At 72.3% G+C, this 15,787-nt stretch carries 13 protein-coding genes and 1 pseudogene; 4 read left to right on the forward strand and 10 right to left on the reverse strand.

From position 1 onward, the window contains the following. Window positions 1-48: 48 nt before the first annotated feature. Window positions 49-174: pseudogene (locus AB0I54_RS38095) on the forward strand (TetR/AcrR family transcriptional regulator); the annotation flags it as partial. Window positions 175-264: 90 nt separating this feature from the next. Here AB0I54_RS38095 and AB0I54_RS38100 read toward each other — a convergent pair. Beyond that, window positions 265-1,164: a LysR family transcriptional regulator ArgP gene (locus AB0I54_RS38100; RefSeq protein WP_363300883.1), complete on the reverse strand. Its 900-nt coding sequence runs from the start codon at window positions 1,162-1,164 to the stop codon at window positions 265-267. Between the two features lie 89 nt (window positions 1,165-1,253). On the opposite strand from AB0I54_RS38100, the gene AB0I54_RS38105 reads away from it, so the two are divergent. Both AB0I54_RS38105 and AB0I54_RS38110 read left to right on the forward strand, forming a co-directional pair. Then, the gene (locus tag AB0I54_RS38105) at window positions 1,254-1,868 is read left to right on the forward strand and encodes a LysE family transporter (RefSeq protein ID WP_363300868.1); all 615 of its coding nucleotides are present in this window, start codon (window positions 1,254-1,256) and stop codon (window positions 1,866-1,868) included. 123 nt (window positions 1,869-1,991) lie between these two features. Next, a complete protein-coding gene (locus AB0I54_RS38110; RefSeq protein ID WP_363300869.1) occupies window positions 1,992-3,299 on the forward strand; it encodes an MFS transporter in 1,308 nt (435 codons plus the stop codon). Window positions 3,300-3,303: 4 nt separating this feature from the next. Here AB0I54_RS38110 and AB0I54_RS38115 read toward each other — a convergent pair whose 3' ends face one another. From AB0I54_RS38115 to AB0I54_RS38130, 4 genes are all read right to left on the reverse strand, one after another. Continuing rightward, window positions 3,304-3,759, reverse strand: a complete 456-nt coding sequence (locus tag AB0I54_RS38115; RefSeq protein WP_363300870.1) for a cyclic nucleotide-binding domain-containing protein — start codon at window positions 3,757-3,759, stop codon at window positions 3,304-3,306. 272 nt (window positions 3,760-4,031) lie between these two features. After that, window positions 4,032-4,256 carry a hypothetical protein gene (locus AB0I54_RS38120; protein WP_363300871.1) on the reverse strand — a complete coding sequence of 75 codons (225 nt, stop codon included), beginning with the start codon at window positions 4,254-4,256 and terminating at the stop codon, window positions 4,032-4,034. Between the two features lie 121 nt (window positions 4,257-4,377). Beyond that, the gene (locus AB0I54_RS38125) at window positions 4,378-6,627 is read right to left on the reverse strand and encodes an FUSC family protein (RefSeq protein WP_363300872.1); all 2,250 of its coding nucleotides are present in this window, start codon (window positions 6,625-6,627) and stop codon (window positions 4,378-4,380) included. A gap of 126 nt (window positions 6,628-6,753) precedes the next feature. Further along, complete coding sequence (locus tag AB0I54_RS38130) at window positions 6,754-8,133, reverse strand: NAD(P)/FAD-dependent oxidoreductase (protein WP_363300884.1); 1,380 nt, start codon at window positions 8,131-8,133, stop codon at window positions 6,754-6,756. 315 nt (window positions 8,134-8,448) lie between these two features. Between AB0I54_RS38130 and AB0I54_RS38135 the strand changes: the two genes are divergently transcribed. Then, window positions 8,449-9,270 carry a methyltransferase domain-containing protein gene (locus AB0I54_RS38135; protein ID WP_363300873.1) on the forward strand — a complete coding sequence of 274 codons (822 nt, stop codon included), beginning with the start codon at window positions 8,449-8,451 and terminating at the stop codon, window positions 9,268-9,270. A 47-nt stretch (window positions 9,271-9,317) separates the two neighbouring features. Here AB0I54_RS38135 and AB0I54_RS38140 read toward each other — a convergent pair whose 3' ends face one another. From AB0I54_RS38140 to AB0I54_RS38160, 5 genes are all read right to left on the reverse strand, one after another. Further along, window positions 9,318-9,752: an ATP-binding protein gene (locus AB0I54_RS38140; RefSeq protein ID WP_363300874.1), complete on the reverse strand. Its 435-nt coding sequence runs from the start codon at window positions 9,750-9,752 to the stop codon at window positions 9,318-9,320. A gap of 84 nt (window positions 9,753-9,836) precedes the next feature. Further along, a complete protein-coding gene (locus AB0I54_RS38145) occupies window positions 9,837-11,741 on the reverse strand; it encodes an AMP-dependent synthetase/ligase (RefSeq protein WP_363300875.1) in 1,905 nt (634 codons plus the stop codon). Window positions 11,742-11,931: 190 nt separating this feature from the next. Next, the gene (glgB, locus tag AB0I54_RS38150) at window positions 11,932-14,142 is read right to left on the reverse strand and encodes a 1,4-alpha-glucan branching enzyme (protein ID WP_363300876.1); all 2,211 of its coding nucleotides are present in this window, start codon (window positions 14,140-14,142) and stop codon (window positions 11,932-11,934) included. Window positions 14,143-14,146: 4 nt separating this feature from the next. Further along, window positions 14,147-15,511, reverse strand: coding sequence for a maltokinase (locus tag AB0I54_RS38155; protein WP_363300877.1), 1,365 nt, complete (start codon window positions 15,509-15,511; stop codon window positions 14,147-14,149). A gap of 31 nt (window positions 15,512-15,542) precedes the next feature. Then, the coding region (locus tag AB0I54_RS38160) for an alpha-glucosidase C-terminal domain-containing protein (protein WP_363300878.1) at window positions 15,543-15,787 on the reverse strand (245 nt) is incomplete at its 5' end.

Here is a 15,787-nt window from a genome sequence, read left to right on the forward strand (position 1 = left end):
GCGGCAGACATCCTGGCGGCCGGAGCCGGCCGGGACGGGGAGCCGCTAGCCGACTACGCCCGCCTGCCGCGCGCCATCCACCCCCGTATCGCCGAGGCGGCCCCGCTTCTCGCCGCGCGCATGCCCACCAGCGCGTATCCGACCGCCCTGGACATGCTCCTGGACAGCGCGGCCGGCACCCTGGCGGCCGGTACGGGGCCGGAGCCGGCCGGGACGGGGAGCCGCTAGGCCCTGTCCGACGAAGCCCGGCTCGTCGTGCGGTGGCTACCCGTGCAGTGTCCGCGCCGCCGTGGCCACCACCGCCTCCGCCAGCGCCGCCAGCGCGGGGGAGTCGAGCTTCCACTGCTGCCAGAACAGCGGGACGTCGACCGACCGCCGCGGCGCGAGCCGGACGAGGCGGCCCGTGCGCAGCAGCGGATCGGCCTGGGCCTCGGGCACCATGCCCCAGCCGAGGCCCGCGGCCACGGCCTCGGCGAAGCCCTCCGACGTCGGGACGTAGTGCCGTAGCGCGCTCGCCGCTGCCCGGCCCTGCGACAGCGTGCGCACGAAGCCGTCCTGGAAGTCGTCACGCCGGTCGAAGGCCACCACCGGCGCCCCGGCGAGCGCGTCCCGCAGCGGCCCGCCCAGATGTGCCGCGGCGAAGGCCGGGCTCGCCACCGGGAGGTAGCGCATCCGGCCCAGGGCACGCACCGAGCAGCCCGGAACGGGGTCGGGCGACGAGGTCACCGCCGCCATCACCAGCCCCTCGCGCAGCAGCGCCGCCGTGTGGTCCTCGTCCTCGCGGCGCAGCTCGAAACAGAGCCGCGGCTCCTGCGGCAGGAGGGTCAGCGCCCCGAGGAACCAGGTCGCCAGCGAGTCCGCGTTCACCGCGACCGACACCCGCGTCGGCTCCCCGGCGCCGCTCATGCCGAGTTCGCCGCGCGCGTCCCGCTCCAGCCGGGCCAGCTGCCGGGCGAACCGCACCAGCACCTCTCCGGACTCCGTCGGCCGCACCGGTTTCGTGCGCCGCAGCAGCACCCGGCCGGTGCGCTGCTCCAGCGCCTTCACCCGCTGACTGACCGCCGACGGCGTCACATGCAGCGCCGCGGCCGCCGCGTCGAACGTGCCCTCGTCCACCACCGCCAGCAGCGTCCGCACCTGGTCGAGGGGGAGCTCCGCCATCATGTGCGCCCTCACTTCGTCATGATGGCTGCTAATGGTACGTAAAAATCTTTAGCTGTACGCGCAGTGATCCCTTGCCTAGCGTCAAGGGCATGTCCAACGCCTTGACCGCCGCGGCCGCCGGATTCGGCACCGGCCTCTCCCTCATCGTCGCCATCGGTGCCCAGAACGCCTTCGTCCTGCGCCAGGGAGTACGCCGTGACGCGGTCCTCGCCGTCGTCGGGATCTGCGCCCTGTCCGACGCCCTGCTCATCGCACTGGGCGTCGGCGGCGTCGGCGCCGTCGTCGTGGCGTGGCCGGGGGCGCTGACCGCGGTCGGGCTGATCGGCGGCGCCTTCCTGCTCTGCTACGGCGCCCTCGCCGCCCGCCGCGTCCTCAAGCCCGGGACCGGACTGAGGGCGCAGGGCGAGGCGGCGGGCTCCCGCAGGCGGGCGGTGCTCACCTGTCTGGCGATGACCTGGCTCAATCCGCACGTCTACCTGGACACCGTGTTCCTGCTCGGCTCCCTCGCCGCCGACCGGGGCGCTCTGCGCTGGACCTTCGGCCTCGGCGCCGCGCTGGCCAGCCTGTGCTGGTTCGCCGCCCTGGGCTTCGGCGCCCGGCTGCTCGGCCGCTTCCTCGCCAGCCCGTCGGCCTGGCGCGTCCTGGACGGTCTGGTCGCCGCGACGATGCTCGGTCTCGGCGCGGTGCTCGTCGCCGGATCGTGAGACAGGGGTCGTGCGCCGCCGGATCGTGAGACGGAGCGGTTCGGCAGGCGCGGGAGTTGCTGCGATAGTGAGGCTCGCAATCGAAAGATGTAGTGAGCAACCACAGCGAGCAACGGGAAGCCCGTGGACACGAGCGAGAGCACAGGCAGCGGCGCCGAAGCGCAGTCCGACACACCCGCGGCGCCGGCCGCGCCCCGGCACGGCTGGCGCCGCTGGGCGATGGACACCCGCCCCCTGCGCCGCCCCGCCTACCGCCGGCTGTGGTCCTCGACCATCGTCACCGCCGTCGGCAGCCAGCTCACCGCCGTCGCCGTACCCAAGCAGATCTACGACATCACGCACTCCTCGGCCTGGGTCGGCTACGCGTCCCTCGCCGGTCTCGTGCCGATGGTGGTGTTCGCGCTGTGGGGCGGGGCGGTCGCCGACACCGTGGACCGCCGCAAGCTGCTGCTGGTCACCAACAGCGGGATAGCCGTGACCTCGCTGCTGTTCTGGGCGCAGGCGGTGACCGGGCTGGAGTCGGTGGTCGCGCTGATGGTCCTGCTCGCGTTGCAGCAGGCGTTCTTCGGCCTCAACTCACCGGCCCGCAACGCCTCCATCGCCCGGCTGGTGCCCGCGCACGAACTGCCCGCCGCCAACGCCCTCGGCTCGACGGTCATGCAGACCGGGCTGGTGGCGGGGCCCCTGCTGGCCGGTGCCCTGATCCCGGTCATCGGCCTGCCCGAGCTGTATCTGATCGACGCCCTGGCCCTGTGCGTCACGGTCTGGGCCGTCGTACGGCTCCCCGCGCTGCCGCCGCTGGGGCAGACGGTGGCCCGGCGCGCCGGATGGCGGGAGATCGCGGCGGGCTTCCGCTACATCTCGCTGCACAAGGTGCTGCTGCTGTCCTTCCTGGCCGACATCGTCGCCATGGTCCTCGGCATGCCTCGCGCCCTGTTCCCGCAGCTGGCCGCCGAGACGTACGCGTCGTACGGCGAGGGGCTCGCGCTCGGTGTGCTGTTCGCCGGGATCCCGGTCGGGGCGGTGATCGGCGGACTGTTCTCCGGCACGTTCTCCCGGGCGAGGCGGCACGGCTGGATGGTGATCGGCTCGGTGGTCGGCTGGGGCGTGGCCGTCGCCGGGTTCGGGCTGAGCCGGAACCTGTGGGTCGCCCTGGCGTTCCTGGCCGCCGCCGGGGTCGCCGACATGGTCTCCATGGTCTTCCGCGGGGCGATCCTGCTGTCCGCGGCCACCGACGAGATGCGCGGCCGTATGCAGGGCGTGTTCACGGTCGTCGTGGCGGGCGGCCCGCGTCTGGCCGACGTGCTGCACGGCACGGCGGGCTCGGCCTTCGGCCCACGGGCCGCCGTCGCGGGCGGCGGCCTGCTGGTCGTCGTCGTGATGCTGGGCCTGACCGCCGCAGTGCCGGCACTGCGCCGCTACCGCGTCTGAGGCCCTAAAGCGCCCCGCGCCGGCGCAGCGTGTACTGGTCCATCAGCTTGCCGCGGGTCATCTCCAGCCGGTGGGCGAGGATCTCGGCGACGGTCCGCACCAGCGACAGTCCGAGCAGCGGGTCCTCCACGGACAGGCCCAGTACCGCTGCCGCGTCGAACTCGTAGGCGCGCACCGGGCTGAAGGCCACCGCGCCGAAGTCCCACTGGTACGGCGGGAACAGCCACGACCAGCCGAGGAGGTCGCCGGCGCCGAGGGTGGCCACGGTCACGCGTTGGTGGGAGGTCACCTCCTGATCGAGGTTGACCGCGCCCGAGCGGATCACCCAGAAGCGGTCGGCGGTGCCACCCGCCTCGAAGATATGGGTGTCCTCCGGGAAGGAGACCTCCTGTGCCAGCTCCATCAGACGCTCGCGCTGCACTTGCGGAAGGGCGGTCAGCAGTTTTATCGCTTTGGTCATCGCGCAGGGCTCCTCGCCGGCGGGGGTTTCCGGTGTTTTCCCTGCACCCATTTCAGCCGCTGCCGCCGCGCTGAGCACCTCGGCGGAGTGGAGAACCTCTGGATTCGGCCCTCGGGGCATTAAAAAGCCCTGGCTGGACGGGGGAGGCCAGCCAGGGCCGTAAGCGGTGACACAGGGAGGACGGTCGCGGTCGACTCCGAGGCCACGTATGTATGAAAGGTAAACCATCTGCGGTGGCTCCGCGTAACTGAGAGCGGGTCACGTGACCGGTTTCACTCGCTCCCGTCGCCGTGCCGCCCCGGCACGGCGATCTCGTCCAGCACACGGAACACGGCCTCGTACGCCCAGGCCCGCGCGGACGCCTCCCGGGCTCCTTCCGGGTCCGTCGCGCTCAGCTTCTCCGCGCGGGCCCGCCAGACCCGCTCCTCGTCCGCCGCGCAGTCCCGTCCGCGCTGGATGCGCCGCAACAGCTCGCTCGAATCCACGACGTCGGTCATACCGTCCCCATACCCGGAAACGACGCCCCGACCGGACCGTTCACGGGTTTGGCGGCGCCCGGAGAGGTCAGTCGGAGTCGCCGGCACCGATGCGCCGCCGCGAACGAGTTCCCCTCGCCCGTCATAGCTTGCGAGGTTCGAGTGGGGCTCGCAGGGGGCGAGCCAGACCCATCACCGCCTCGTCCAGGCGTTGCAGATGGCGCAGTACCCGGTCGGTCACGCGGTCGTAGTGCGGGGTCGCGAGGGTGCCGGGCTTGAGCAGGGAGGCGATGCTGGGGCCGGTCTCGACCCTGGATCCGGCGTGCGGGTCGGTGATGTGCCCGGCGATCGCCTCGATGTTGTGCACGATCCGCTGCCCCACCCCGCGCAGCCGGGGATCCGCGGCGATCGAGGGGTACGCGGGCAGCAGTTCGGCGGTGGCCGCCAGGGAACGCGCGTGATACGCACAGGTCTCCAGGAGGGCCACGACATAGCGGGCCGTGTTCCGGCGCGACCGCTGCGGTGCGATGGGGTGGGTCAGCGGCTGGGTGGAGGCGCGCAACTCGGCCAGCGCCTGGTCCAGCTCGCGCGCCCGGTCGAGCAGATCGGCCGGTGGCCCGCCGCTCAACTGGTCCACCGCGGCCCGGGTGACGTCGGCCAGCCGGTTCAGCACGCCCGCCAGGAGCTCGTTCGTACGGCGGTCGGTGTGCACCGGCAGGACCACCGCCGCCGCGAAGACCCCGCACGCCGCGCCCAGCGCCGTCTCCTCCACGCGCAGCACCAGCACCGACGTGCTGTAGGTGTTGAGCAGCGTGTACAGCAGCCCCAGCATCGCCGTCACGAAGAACGACATCAGCGTGTAGGAGAGCGGTGCCGTGTAGAACATCGCGAAGATGAGCAGCAGCACCAGCCCGAACGCCGTCCATGTGTGGTGCCCGACCAGTCCCGCCAGTCCGATGCCGGCGACGACGCCGAACACGGTGCCGAGCACCCGGCGATAGCCCTTGACCAGGATCTCCCCGGTGGACGCGGTGTTGATGAACACGATCCAGCAGGTCAGCACCGCCCAGTACCAGCGATTGCCGGACAGCAGCTCGCCGCCCACCATGGCGAGCGCCGATCCGACCGCCACCTGCACGGCCGCCCGCGTGGTCGGCCGCAGCCGGCCGATGGGCTGTTCCTCCTCCCGCTCGCCCTCCTCCTCGCCGCCGATCGCCGCGTCCTCCGCGTCCAGTTCCTCGCGCGAGCGGGCCGTCGCGGGGGTGTCGGCGGACTCGTCCTGCGGTCCGTCGAGGGCGATCCGCAGTCCCAGCACCGCCCGTGCGGCCTCGCCGATGCCCCGGAAGACGTCCTGCACGGCGGACGGGGCATCGGGCAGGTTCTCCTCCTCCCGGTAGCCGAGCAGCCGGTTCCGCAGCCGCGCGAGCCCGGTCCCCGTGTCCTTGCCGACGGGCCGCAGCACCAGCAGCCGCAGCGCCTCCAGCGCGCGGCGCAGCTCGGCGGCCCACTCGTCGCGCACCGGCAGCTCACCTCCGAAGGGGAGGGGCGCGCCCGGCAGATGCAGCGTGAGCGTGTCCGCCCGCTCGGCGCTGCGCGCGGTCAGCAGCATCAGCCCGAGCCGCTCGGCGGCGATCTCGGCGTCCGCGATCCGGCGCTGGAGCAGCCGCGCCACCGCCTCGTCGGAGGTCCCGTCCTCCAGCCGGCCCTGGATCAACAGGGCCGTCTCGTGCAGCCGGGCCGTCCTGACCCGGACCACCTCCAGGGCCTTGTCCACCTCCTCCGGGCCGGCGTCGAGCAACTCGATCTGAGCCCCGACGAGTTGGGCGAGCCGGGCGCGGAAGGCCCGCCGCAGCCGGTCCAGGGTGCCCGCGGGCGTCTGCGGTACGAGGACGAACCGGGCGAGGGCGCTGCACACGAACGCCACGACGATCGCGCCGTACAGACCCGGCAGCGTCGGCACGGTCGCGTGCACGAACAGCGAGAGGAAGTAGATCTGGAAGCCGATCAGCCCGAGCGCCGTACCGCGGTCCCCGTACCGGCGGCCGTAGACGGCGCAGAAGATGAGCGCGACGAAGAACAGGTCGCCGGCCACGATGTGCGCGCCGAGCAGCGCGCCCAGCGACACCGAGACCAGGGCCACCGGCAGCCCCAGGGCGAGCGTGCCGGCCTGCCGGCCGCGCTGCTTCTCACGGATGGCGAAGGTGGCGACCATCGCGGCCATGGCGGCGGCCACCAGAAGGGTCACATCGGCCCCCGCCAGGGCTGAAGCGGCCAGCGACAGGGTGATGGCGAGGACGGTCCGCAGACCCGCCGCGAGCCGCAGCAGACCGGGATCGGACGCCGCGAGCCGGTCCCGCAGCTCCGCCCGCACCGACCGTCCCGCAGTCCTCACGCCGCCGCGCTCTCTCCCGTGTCACGTCGTGATCCCGCACCCAGCATGGCACGGTCCGGCCCCTGGCCACCGGGGACGGCCACCGGTCGGGCGGGCAACCGGCCGGCGGCCGACGGGGTGCCCGGGTCAGCTCGACGTGCCCTCGCCGCCTTGGCCCTCCACATACGCCCGTACCTGCGCGGGCGTCATATAGGCGTTGGTGTGCTCGAAGTCCTTGAGCCTCATGGCCTTGCGGGCCTGGAACCCGGTGCGCACGAAATCGTCGCCCGCGACCGCGTTGAGCAGCCAGTTGGTCATGACGCGGGTCTTGGCGACATTGGTGCGCAGCGCCGACCAGTGGTAGCCGCGGGCGACGACCTGGGCGGGCAGGCCGCGCAGTTCGATGCCCAGCGGCTTGGACACCGCGTCCGTTCCGCCGAGGTCGACGACGAGCCCGAGGTCCCGGTGCTCGTACGGGCGCAGCGGCTGGTTGCGCAGCGTCGCGATGACGTTGTCGGCGACCCTCTTGCCCTGCCGCATGGCGTGTTGCGCGGTGGGCGGGCAGATCGCGCCCTCCTCCTTGGCCCGGTCCGGCACGGCGGCGGCGTCGCCGAGCGCGAACACGCCGTCGTGGCCCGGGAGCGACATATGGGCGTCGACCGCGAGCCGCCCCCGCACGGTCTCCGCGCCGAGCGTGGCGATCAGCGGGCTGGCGACCACACCGGCCGTCCAGATCAGGGTGTGGGTGGGCACCACCCGGCCGTCGGTGAAGGTGACCTCCTCGGGGCCCGCCTTCGCGATGGAGACGCCCAGCGAGATGTCGATCCCGCGGCGGCGCAGGATCTCCTGGGCGCTGCGGCCGAGCTTGTCGCCCAACTCGGGCATCAGCTTCGGCGCGATGTCGATCAGATGCCACTTGAACAGGCCGGGGTCCAGCCGCGGGTAGCGCTTGACGGCCGCGTGCGTCAGCCGCTGCAGACAGGCGGCGGTCTCGGTGCCGGCGTAACCGCCGCCGACCACCACGAACTGCAGCCGCGAGGCGCGCTCGGCCGGGTCGTGACTGGCGTCGGCGAGGTCCAGCTGGGAGATGACGTGGTCGCGGATGTAGGCGGCCTCCGCGAGGGTCTTCATGCCGAAGGCGTGCTCGGTCAGGCCGGGGATGTCGAAGGTGCGGGTGACACTGCCCGGCGCCAGCACGATGTAGTCGTACGACACGTTCACGGTCTCGTCCGTTATCGTGCGGACGACGCAGACCTTGGACTTCAGGTCCACGCCGATGGCACCGCCCGGGATGATCCGGGTGCGGTACTTCTTGCTCCGGCGCAGCGACACGGCGATCGACTGGGGCGTGAGCACGCCGGAGGCGACCTGGGGCAGCAGGGGCAGATAGAGCTGGAAGGCGGACGGTGTCACCAGGGTGACGTCGGCCTCGTCCGGGGCGAGTTTCCGTTCCAGGCGGCGAACACACTCCACACCGGCGAAGCCTGCGCCAACCACCAGGATCCTGGGTCGTGTCACGTCGTTCATCCCTTTCTGCGGCTCCAGGCGGTCCGACTCGACGCCGTTCGCCTGCCCCGGATCGCTGGTTCGCACCACATCGATCCCACCGCGCCCCGAGCCGTTGCGCCACTCGGGTGCGGCAGGCAGACGAAAGCGTGGGCACCAGCATGCGCCTCCCGCGGCCGCGAGCAACCCGTGTGACGCACGGAGATGCGCCGTACTGCTGAGCCTGTGGCAGTCCGAGGGTTCCCGGGCCGGGGCGCGCGCCGGTCGCGGCGGGCTCGAACCCGGCGTCCGGAAAAGGCTCCTGGACCGCGACGTGCGCGCCGTAGAGTGCGCGGCATGGCGCAGACACGGCCCGGTTCGGGCTTCCAGACGCGGAACATCGACGCACGGAACCCCGACGCGGCGGCCCACTTGATCGGCGCCCTGGACGTCCAGGACGCCAACCCCGGAGTACGACGACTGCGCGCCTGGGCCCACGAGGCGCTCGCGCCCCAGGGCGGCGAGCGGGCGCTGGACGTCGGGTGCGGGACTGGCTCATGGACACGGGAGCTGGCGGCCGCCGTCGGCCCGCAGGGCTCGGCCCTCGGCGTCGAACCGAACCCCGCGCTGCGCGCGGTCGCCGAGGAGCGCGCGGCCGGCAGCGGGGCGCGCTTCACGGACGGCGACGCCCTCGCGCTGCCCCTGCCCGACGCCTCGGTGGACATCGTGTGGTGCGAACGCGTGCTGCAGCATCTCGCCGAACCGGACCGGGCCGTCGCCGAGATGGCCCGGGTGCTGCGCCCGGGCGGCCGTGTGGCGCTGCTCGACACCGACTGGGCGACCACCGTCCTGCACCCCGGCGACCCGGAGATCCTGCGGGCACTGACCTCGGGCGCCCTGACCAGCGCGGCCAACCCCTACTCGGGGCGCCGCCTCGTCGGTCAGCTGACCGCGGCCGGACTCGTGGTCGACGATCGCGGCTCCCAGGCCCTCCTCCAGGACCACCGGTCCGTCGCCTGGCCGCTCATCCGCATGCTGGGCAAGTCGGCGGTGCACCGCGGACTGCTGACCGAGGCCCAGTGCGAGACCGCGTACACCGGTCTTGCCGAGGCCGCCGAGCGGGGCGCGCTGCACATGTCCGTGACGATGTTCGGCGTGGTCGGCCATCGCCCGGGCTGACCGACGACCGTGCGGGAACGTTCCGTCACCACCGAAGAAGGTTTCCGTCACCAGGGAAGAAAGGCGTGCACGTCCTTGCCGGTCTCCGTGACGACCACGCTGACCTGCTCGCACAGCGTGTGAATGAGGTGCCAGCCGATGCCGCCCCCGCCCCTGCTGGGCCGGAACGGACGCGGCTCGGGCCGGGTGGTGCTGGTGTCGTGCATCGTGATGTGCACACCGTCGAACGTGCGGCGCATCCGCAGCTCGAAGGGGCCCGGGGCGTACTGGACGACGTTGGCGGCCAGTTCCGTGACCACCAGCAGGATGTCGTCCCAGTACTCCGGAGTCGCCGGCGGCGAGCTGCGTGCCAGGACACCGAGGAACTCCTCCGCGGCGAGTCGTGTACCCGTCACGTTCCCCAGATCGCCCGGGAAGGAGAACGTACGCTCGAACGTCTCCTCGGAGGGCGGTGTGTCGTCCCGGCGCGGCCCGATCGGCATCTCGTCTTCCTCAGTCCCGGGAGAGCAGGACTGCTGTCGGTGCTCATCCGTCCCACGATGCGAGTTCCCAGGGACGGCGGCTCCTCACCGGAACACGTCGTCCGAGTCGTCCCAGTCGGCCGGCTCCTCCAGCGCGGGCCGGTGCGCGGTGCGGGTCCGGACCTGGTACATCGCGTCGATCTCGGCAGCGTAGTGCCGCACGATGGCGTCCCGGCGCAGTTTCAGCGAGGGCGTCAGCAGTCCGTTGGCCGGGTCGAACGGCGTGGGGAGCACCCGGTACACCCGGATGGACTCGGAGCGTGACACCGCGCTGTTGGCCGCGGCGATGGCCCGCGCGATCTCCTCCCGCAGCGCGTTGTCCTCCCGTGTCTGCCGGCCGGGCGTGTCGGGCTGCAGCGCCAGGGCCGTGCGCCAGTGCGCCAGATACTCCGGGTCCAGGGTGATCAGGGCCCCCACACAGGGCCGGTCGTCGCCGACCACCACCGCCTGGTGGACGAGCGGATGCATCCGCAGCCGCTGCTCCAGCGGCGCCGGGGCCACGCTCTTGCCGCCGCTGGTGACGATGACGTCCTTCTTGCGGCCCGTGATCGTCAGATAGCCCTCGGAGTCGAGCCGCCCGATGTCCCCGGTCGCCAGCCAGCCGCCGCGCAGCACGGCCCGCGTGGCCGGCTCGTCGTTGACATAGCCCTGGAACACCGACGGGCCGCGCACCAGGAGCTCCCCGTCGTCGGCGATCCGGATCTCCGTGCCCGGCAGCGCCTGCCCCACGGTCCCTGACTTCTCTCTGCCCAGCGGCTGCATGGTGATGCCGCCGCTGGCCTCGGTGAGCCCGTAGCCGTCGTTCACATAGATGCCGATGCCCTCGTAGAACAGGGACAGTTCACGGTTGAGCGAGCAGCCGCCGGAGGTGGCCCGGACCACCCGGCCGCCCAGCACGCCACGCAGTCTTCGGTACACCGTCCGCTCGAACAGGGCGTGTTGCAGCCGCAGGTCGAACCCGGGGCCCGGCCCCTGGCCCAGGCGCCGGCGCTCCTCGGCCTCGGCGAAGTCCCGCGCCGTCTCCGCGGCCCGCTCGAACAGGGCACCGCGGCCCGACTGCTGGGCGGTGCGCAGGAACGTCTTGTAGAGCTTCTCGAACAGCGACGGTACGGCGTAGAAGTACGTCGGCCGGAAGGTGCGCAGGGCCGAGGCCAGTGCCGCCTCGGTCAGCTCCGGCTCGTGTCCCATCAGCACCCCGTTGCGCACGCACATCACCTGGATCATCAGCCCGTACACGTGCGAGAAGGGCAGGAAGGCCAGGACGGACGGCTGCTGTCCCGGGGGCGCCCCCGTGTGCCCCCAGCCCGCGAACAGGACGTCGCACGGATGCGCCAGGCTGCGATGGGTCAGCGCGCAGCCCATCGGACGGCCCGAGGTGCCCGAGGTGTAGGCGATGGCCGCCGTCGAGTCCGGCAGCACGATCCGGCGCAGCGACTCCACCGTGGTCAGCGGGATGAACTGGCCCCGCTCCGTAAGATGGGCCAGCGCTCCCGAGTCCAACTGCCAGACGTGCCGCAGCTGCGGCAGGCCCGCGCACACGGTGCCGATCGTCATGACGCCCTGCTCGTCCTCCACCACGACGGCCACGCACTCGGCGTCCCGCAGGATCCACTCGACCTGCTCCCGGGACGACGCCGGATTGATCGGCACGACCTCCGCGCCGACCGCCCACAGGGCGTGCGCGAGCACCGTCCACTCGTACCGCGTCCGGGACATGACGGCCACCCGGTGGCCCGGCGATATCCCGCAGGCCACCAACCCCTTGGCCAGATCGACCACTTCGTCCCGCAGCTCGACCGCCGTCACCTCCTCCCAGGTGGCGGAGGCACCGTCCGGGCGGCGCGCGAGCACCGGCAAAGTGGGGTTGCGGACCGCCTGTTCGAAGACGCTGTCGGCGAGCCCGCCGGTCAGGGCCGGAACCGCCGCCGGAGCGAGGGCGAAGTCGCGCATGCGCTGCTCCCGGGATGTACGGAGGGTGACACTGCCGATCAGTACCGTGGTCGGCGGTGCTCGAATGTATCCGAGGCAGCGCTGTTTGGCGCCTGGAACGGTCAAGTCGTCGCCGACTGATGATCCAGACGTGTCCGAAGGCGTCCCGTGTGCCGGGTGTGCGACTCCTCCTCGAACGCCCTTCCCTCCGTCAGTCCCGAACCGGATGCGGGACCAGCCACACCGTGGCCAGGGGCGGCAGGGTCACCCGGAGTGCGCCCTCGGCCGGCACGAGCGGTCCGCGGTGGGTGATGCCGCCGCCGCCGTAGCGCGCGCTGTCGGTGTTGAGGATCTCTTGCCAGGCGGGGACGTCCTCGGGCACGCCGAGGCGGTAGTCGTGGCGGACGACCGGGGAGAAGTTGGACACGGCCAGCAACGGCGTTCCCCGCCCGTCGAACCTGAGGAAGGCGAAGACGTTGTCGTCCGCGGCATCGCCGACGACCCAGCGGAAGCCCGCCGGGTCGGTGTCCCGCTGCCACAGGGCGGGGTGGGCACGGTAGACGGTGTTGAGGTCGCGGACGAGGTCCCGCACCCCGCGGTGGTCCGCCTGCGCCTCGTACGCCGGGTCCAGCAGCCACCACTCGGGGCCCTGGGCCTCCGACCATTCGGCGCCCTGGGCGAACTCCTGTCCCATGAAGAGGAGTTGCTTGCCGGGGTGGGCCCACATGAAGCCCAGGTACGCACGGTGGTTGGCGCGCCGCTGCCACCAGTCGCCCGGCATCTTGGAGACCAGGGCCTGCTTGCCGTGGACGACCTCGTCGTGGGAGATGGGCAGGACGTAGTTCTCGCTGTAGGCGTACACCATCGAGAAGGTCATCTCGTTGTGGTGGTACTTGCGGTGCACCGGCTCGTGCTGGATGTACTCCAGCGAGTCGTGCATCCAGCCCATGTTCCACTTCAGCCCGAAGCCCAGACCCCCGCTGTCCGTCGGCCGCGTCACCCCGTCCCACGCGGTCGACTCCTCGGCGATGGTCAGCACGCCCGGCGCCCGGCGGTACACGGTCGCGTTCATCTCCTGCAGGAACGCCACCGCGTCCAGGTCCTCCCGCCCGCCGAACACATTGGGCGTCCACTGGCCGGAGTCGCGCGAGTAGTCGAGGTAGAGCATGGAGGCGACCGCGTCGACGCGCAGCCCGTCGATGTGGAACTCCTCGCACCAGTACACGGCGTTGGCGACCAGGAAGTTGCGCACCTCGATGCGCCCGAAGTCGAACTCGTACGTCCCCCAGTCCGGATGCTCGGCCCGCCGCGCGTCCCCGGGTTCGTACAGCGGATCCCCGTCGAAGCGCGCCAGCGCCCAGTCGTCCTTGGGGAAGTGCGCGGGCACCCAGTCCATGATCACGCCGATGCCGGCCCGGTGGAGGGCGTCGACCAGGTACTTGAAGTCGTCCGGGGTGCCCAGCCGGGACGTGGGCGCGTAGTAGGACGTGACCTGGTAGCCCCAGGAGGGGCCGAAGGGGTGCTCGGCGACCGGCATCAGCTCGACGTGGGTGAAGCCGAGGTCCTTGACGTACGCCGGAAGCTGGTGGGCGAGCTGGCGGTACGTCAGGCCGGGGCGCCAGGAAGGGAGGTGGATCTCATACACCGAGAACGGTGCCTCGTGCACCGGAGTGTCCGCACGGTGCGCCATCCACCCCGCGTCGCCCCACTCGTAGTGCGAGGCCGTGACGACGGAAGCGGTGTCGGGCGGCACCTCCGTGCGCCGCGCCATCGGGTCGGCCTTGAGGAACCGGTCGCCGTAGCGCGACGTGATCTCGAACTTGTACCGGGTGCCCTCGCCGATGCCCGGCAGGAACAGCTCCCAGACGCCGGACGAGCCGAGCGAACGCATCGGGTACTGGGTGCCGTCCCACCAGGTGAAGTCCCCGGCGACCCGCACCCCTTGAGCGTTCGGCGCCCACACGGTGAAGCGGGTGCCGGTCACGCCCTGGTGCGTCATCGGCTCGGCGCCCAGCGCCCGCCACAGCTGCTCGTGCCGGCCCTCGCCGATCAGATGCAGATCGAGCTCGCCGAGAGCGGGGAGGAAACGATAGGGGTCGTCCACCTCCTGCTCGCCGTCCTCGTACTCCACCAGCAGGGTGTACGACGGAACCGTGCCGTACGGCAGTACGGCGGCGAAGAGCCCGTCCCCCTCGGAGACGAGGCCGTTGCGCGTCCCGTCGATCACGACGCTCACCGCACGGGCGAACGGGCGCAGCGCCCGGAACACGGTCCCGCCGGGGACCGGGTGGGCGCCCAGCAGGGCGTGCGGATCGTGGTGGGAGCCCGACAGCAGCCGCGCACGGTCCGCGGGGTCCAGCGGTACGGCCGTGGGCGGGAGCGGGCCCGAGTGCTCGGGGAGCGAAGTGTCGCGCAGTGCCATGAGGTCAGCCTCCCCGTACGGCGAGCCGCTCGATCGCGGCCATGGGAACCGGAAGCCAGTCCGGGCGGTGCCGGGCCTCGTACAGCACCTCGTACACCGCCCTGTCCGTCTCGTGGGCACGCAGCAGGGCGTGCTTCTTGCGTGGGTCCCACCCGGCGCGGGCGGCATAGCCCGCGCAGAACGCCTCCCGGCAGCGGCGGGCCCACTCCGGGCGCCAGGGGCGGCGCTGCCGGGCCGCGTAGTCGAAGGAGCGCAGCATGCCGGCTATGTCCCGCAGCGGGGACTGGGCGCTGCGCCGCTCGGTGAGCGGGCGGGACGGTTCGCCCTCGAAGTCGATGACGAACCACTCGGGGCCGGCCCGCAGCACCTGCCCGAGGTGCAGGTCGCCGTGTATTCGCTGCGCGGGCGGCCCGGTGTCGCAGGTGGCGAGCGCGCCGAACGCGGTGCGCAGCCCCGGGACGAACGGCCGCAGCGCGGGCACGCAGTGCACGGCGGCCTCCAGCCGGGCCGTCATCGCCTCCGCCGTACGCTCGTTCTCGCCCGGGACGTCCGACGGGAAGGCCGTGGCCAGCGCCAGGTGCACCTCGGCCGTGGCCCGCCCCAGCTCGTGCGCCGCCGTGGTGAAGTCGTCGCCCGTGGCGAGTGCGCGCAGGGCGAGAGTCCAGCCGTCGTCGGCGCCGGGCAGGAAGGGCTGGAGCACGCCGAGTGTCGCGGGCCACGGCTGTGTGGTCCGGAACCAGGCCACCGGCGCGGGCACGCGCGTGCAGCCCTGCGCGGCCAGCGCCCCCGACACCTCCAGGTCGGGGTTGACGCCCGGCTGGATGCGCCGGAAGACCTTCAGGATGTACGCGTCGCCGTACACCAGCGAGGAGTTGGACTGCTCGGCGTCCAGCAGCCGCGGCGCGAGTGCGCCGGGCACCCGTACGGCCGGGTCCGCCTCGAAGCGCAGCGGGCCCGCCGTGCCGGGCTGCCGCAGCCGCTCCAGGAGCAGTTCGGCCGAGTGCGGGTCGTGCAGGGCGTCGTACACCGCCAGACCCGCCAGCGGACCCTCGTCGGGCCGGCCGATGTAGGCCCGGCCCAGGCGCGGTGCCGGATGCTTCTGCACGCCGAGCAGCAACTGGTAGCAGTCGCCGGCCCAGGGCGTGCCCACGGGGGCGGGGACCCCGCCCTGTCCGGTCTGCACCAGCAGATGCAGACAGCCCGGGAACAGCTCGGTCATGGACAACAGGGAGAGCTCCGTGACGGGCCGGTCCTTGCCCGCGAACCAGCGCTGCCCGGGCAGCCATTCGCGCAGCAGTCCGGTCAGCGAGGCCCTGGGCCGGTCGGAACCGGTCCGGTGCCTCGGCCGGACGGAAACGGTCTTCGTCATGGTGAAGCCTCCTTTCCTCGGTGCCGCGCGCTCAGCGTCGTCGGCCGATGCGGGATGCGACTCGGGAGAGCCGGAACCAGTAGAAGCCGTGGCCCGCGAGGGTGAGCAGATAGGGCAGTTCACCGATGGCGGGGAAGCGGACCCCGCCGATGAGCTCGACGGGATGCCGTCCGTCGTAGACCCGCAGGTCGAGTTCGGTCGGCTGGGCGAAGCGGGAGAAGTTGTGCACGCACAGGACGAGGTCGTCCTCGTGCTCGCGCAGGAAGGCGAGGACCG

Origin of the sequence: Streptomyces sp. NPDC050625, from assembly GCF_040654755.1 — a bacterium.
Classification (GTDB): domain Bacteria; phylum Actinomycetota; class Actinomycetes; order Streptomycetales; family Streptomycetaceae; genus Streptomyces.

Coding starts and splice junctions, on each gene's coding strand:
- glgB (WP_363300876.1), bottom strand. CDS start 14,142: ATGGCACTGCGCGACACTTCGCTCCCCGAGCACTCGGGCCCGCTCCCG.
- AB0I54_RS38145 (WP_363300875.1), bottom strand. CDS start 11,741: ATGCGCGACTTCGCCCTCGCTCCGGCGGCGGTTCCGGCCCTGACCGGC.
- AB0I54_RS38135 (WP_363300873.1), top strand. CDS start 8,449: ATGGCGCAGACACGGCCCGGTTCGGGCTTCCAGACGCGGAACATCGAC.
- AB0I54_RS38105 (WP_363300868.1), top strand. CDS start 1,254: ATGTCCAACGCCTTGACCGCCGCGGCCGCCGGATTCGGCACCGGCCTC.
- AB0I54_RS38140 (WP_363300874.1), bottom strand. CDS start 9,752: ATGCCGATCGGGCCGCGCCGGGACGACACACCGCCCTCCGAGGAGACG.
- AB0I54_RS38100 (WP_363300883.1), bottom strand. CDS start 1,164: ATGATGGCGGAGCTCCCCCTCGACCAGGTGCGGACGCTGCTGGCGGTG.
- AB0I54_RS38115 (WP_363300870.1), bottom strand. CDS start 3,759: ATGACCAAAGCGATAAAACTGCTGACCGCCCTTCCGCAAGTGCAGCGC.
- AB0I54_RS38155 (WP_363300877.1), bottom strand. CDS start 15,511: ATGACGAAGACCGTTTCCGTCCGGCCGAGGCACCGGACCGGTTCCGAC.
- AB0I54_RS38130 (WP_363300884.1), bottom strand. CDS start 8,133: ATGAACGACGTGACACGACCCAGGATCCTGGTGGTTGGCGCAGGCTTC.
- AB0I54_RS38120 (WP_363300871.1), bottom strand. CDS start 4,256: ATGACCGACGTCGTGGATTCGAGCGAGCTGTTGCGGCGCATCCAGCGC.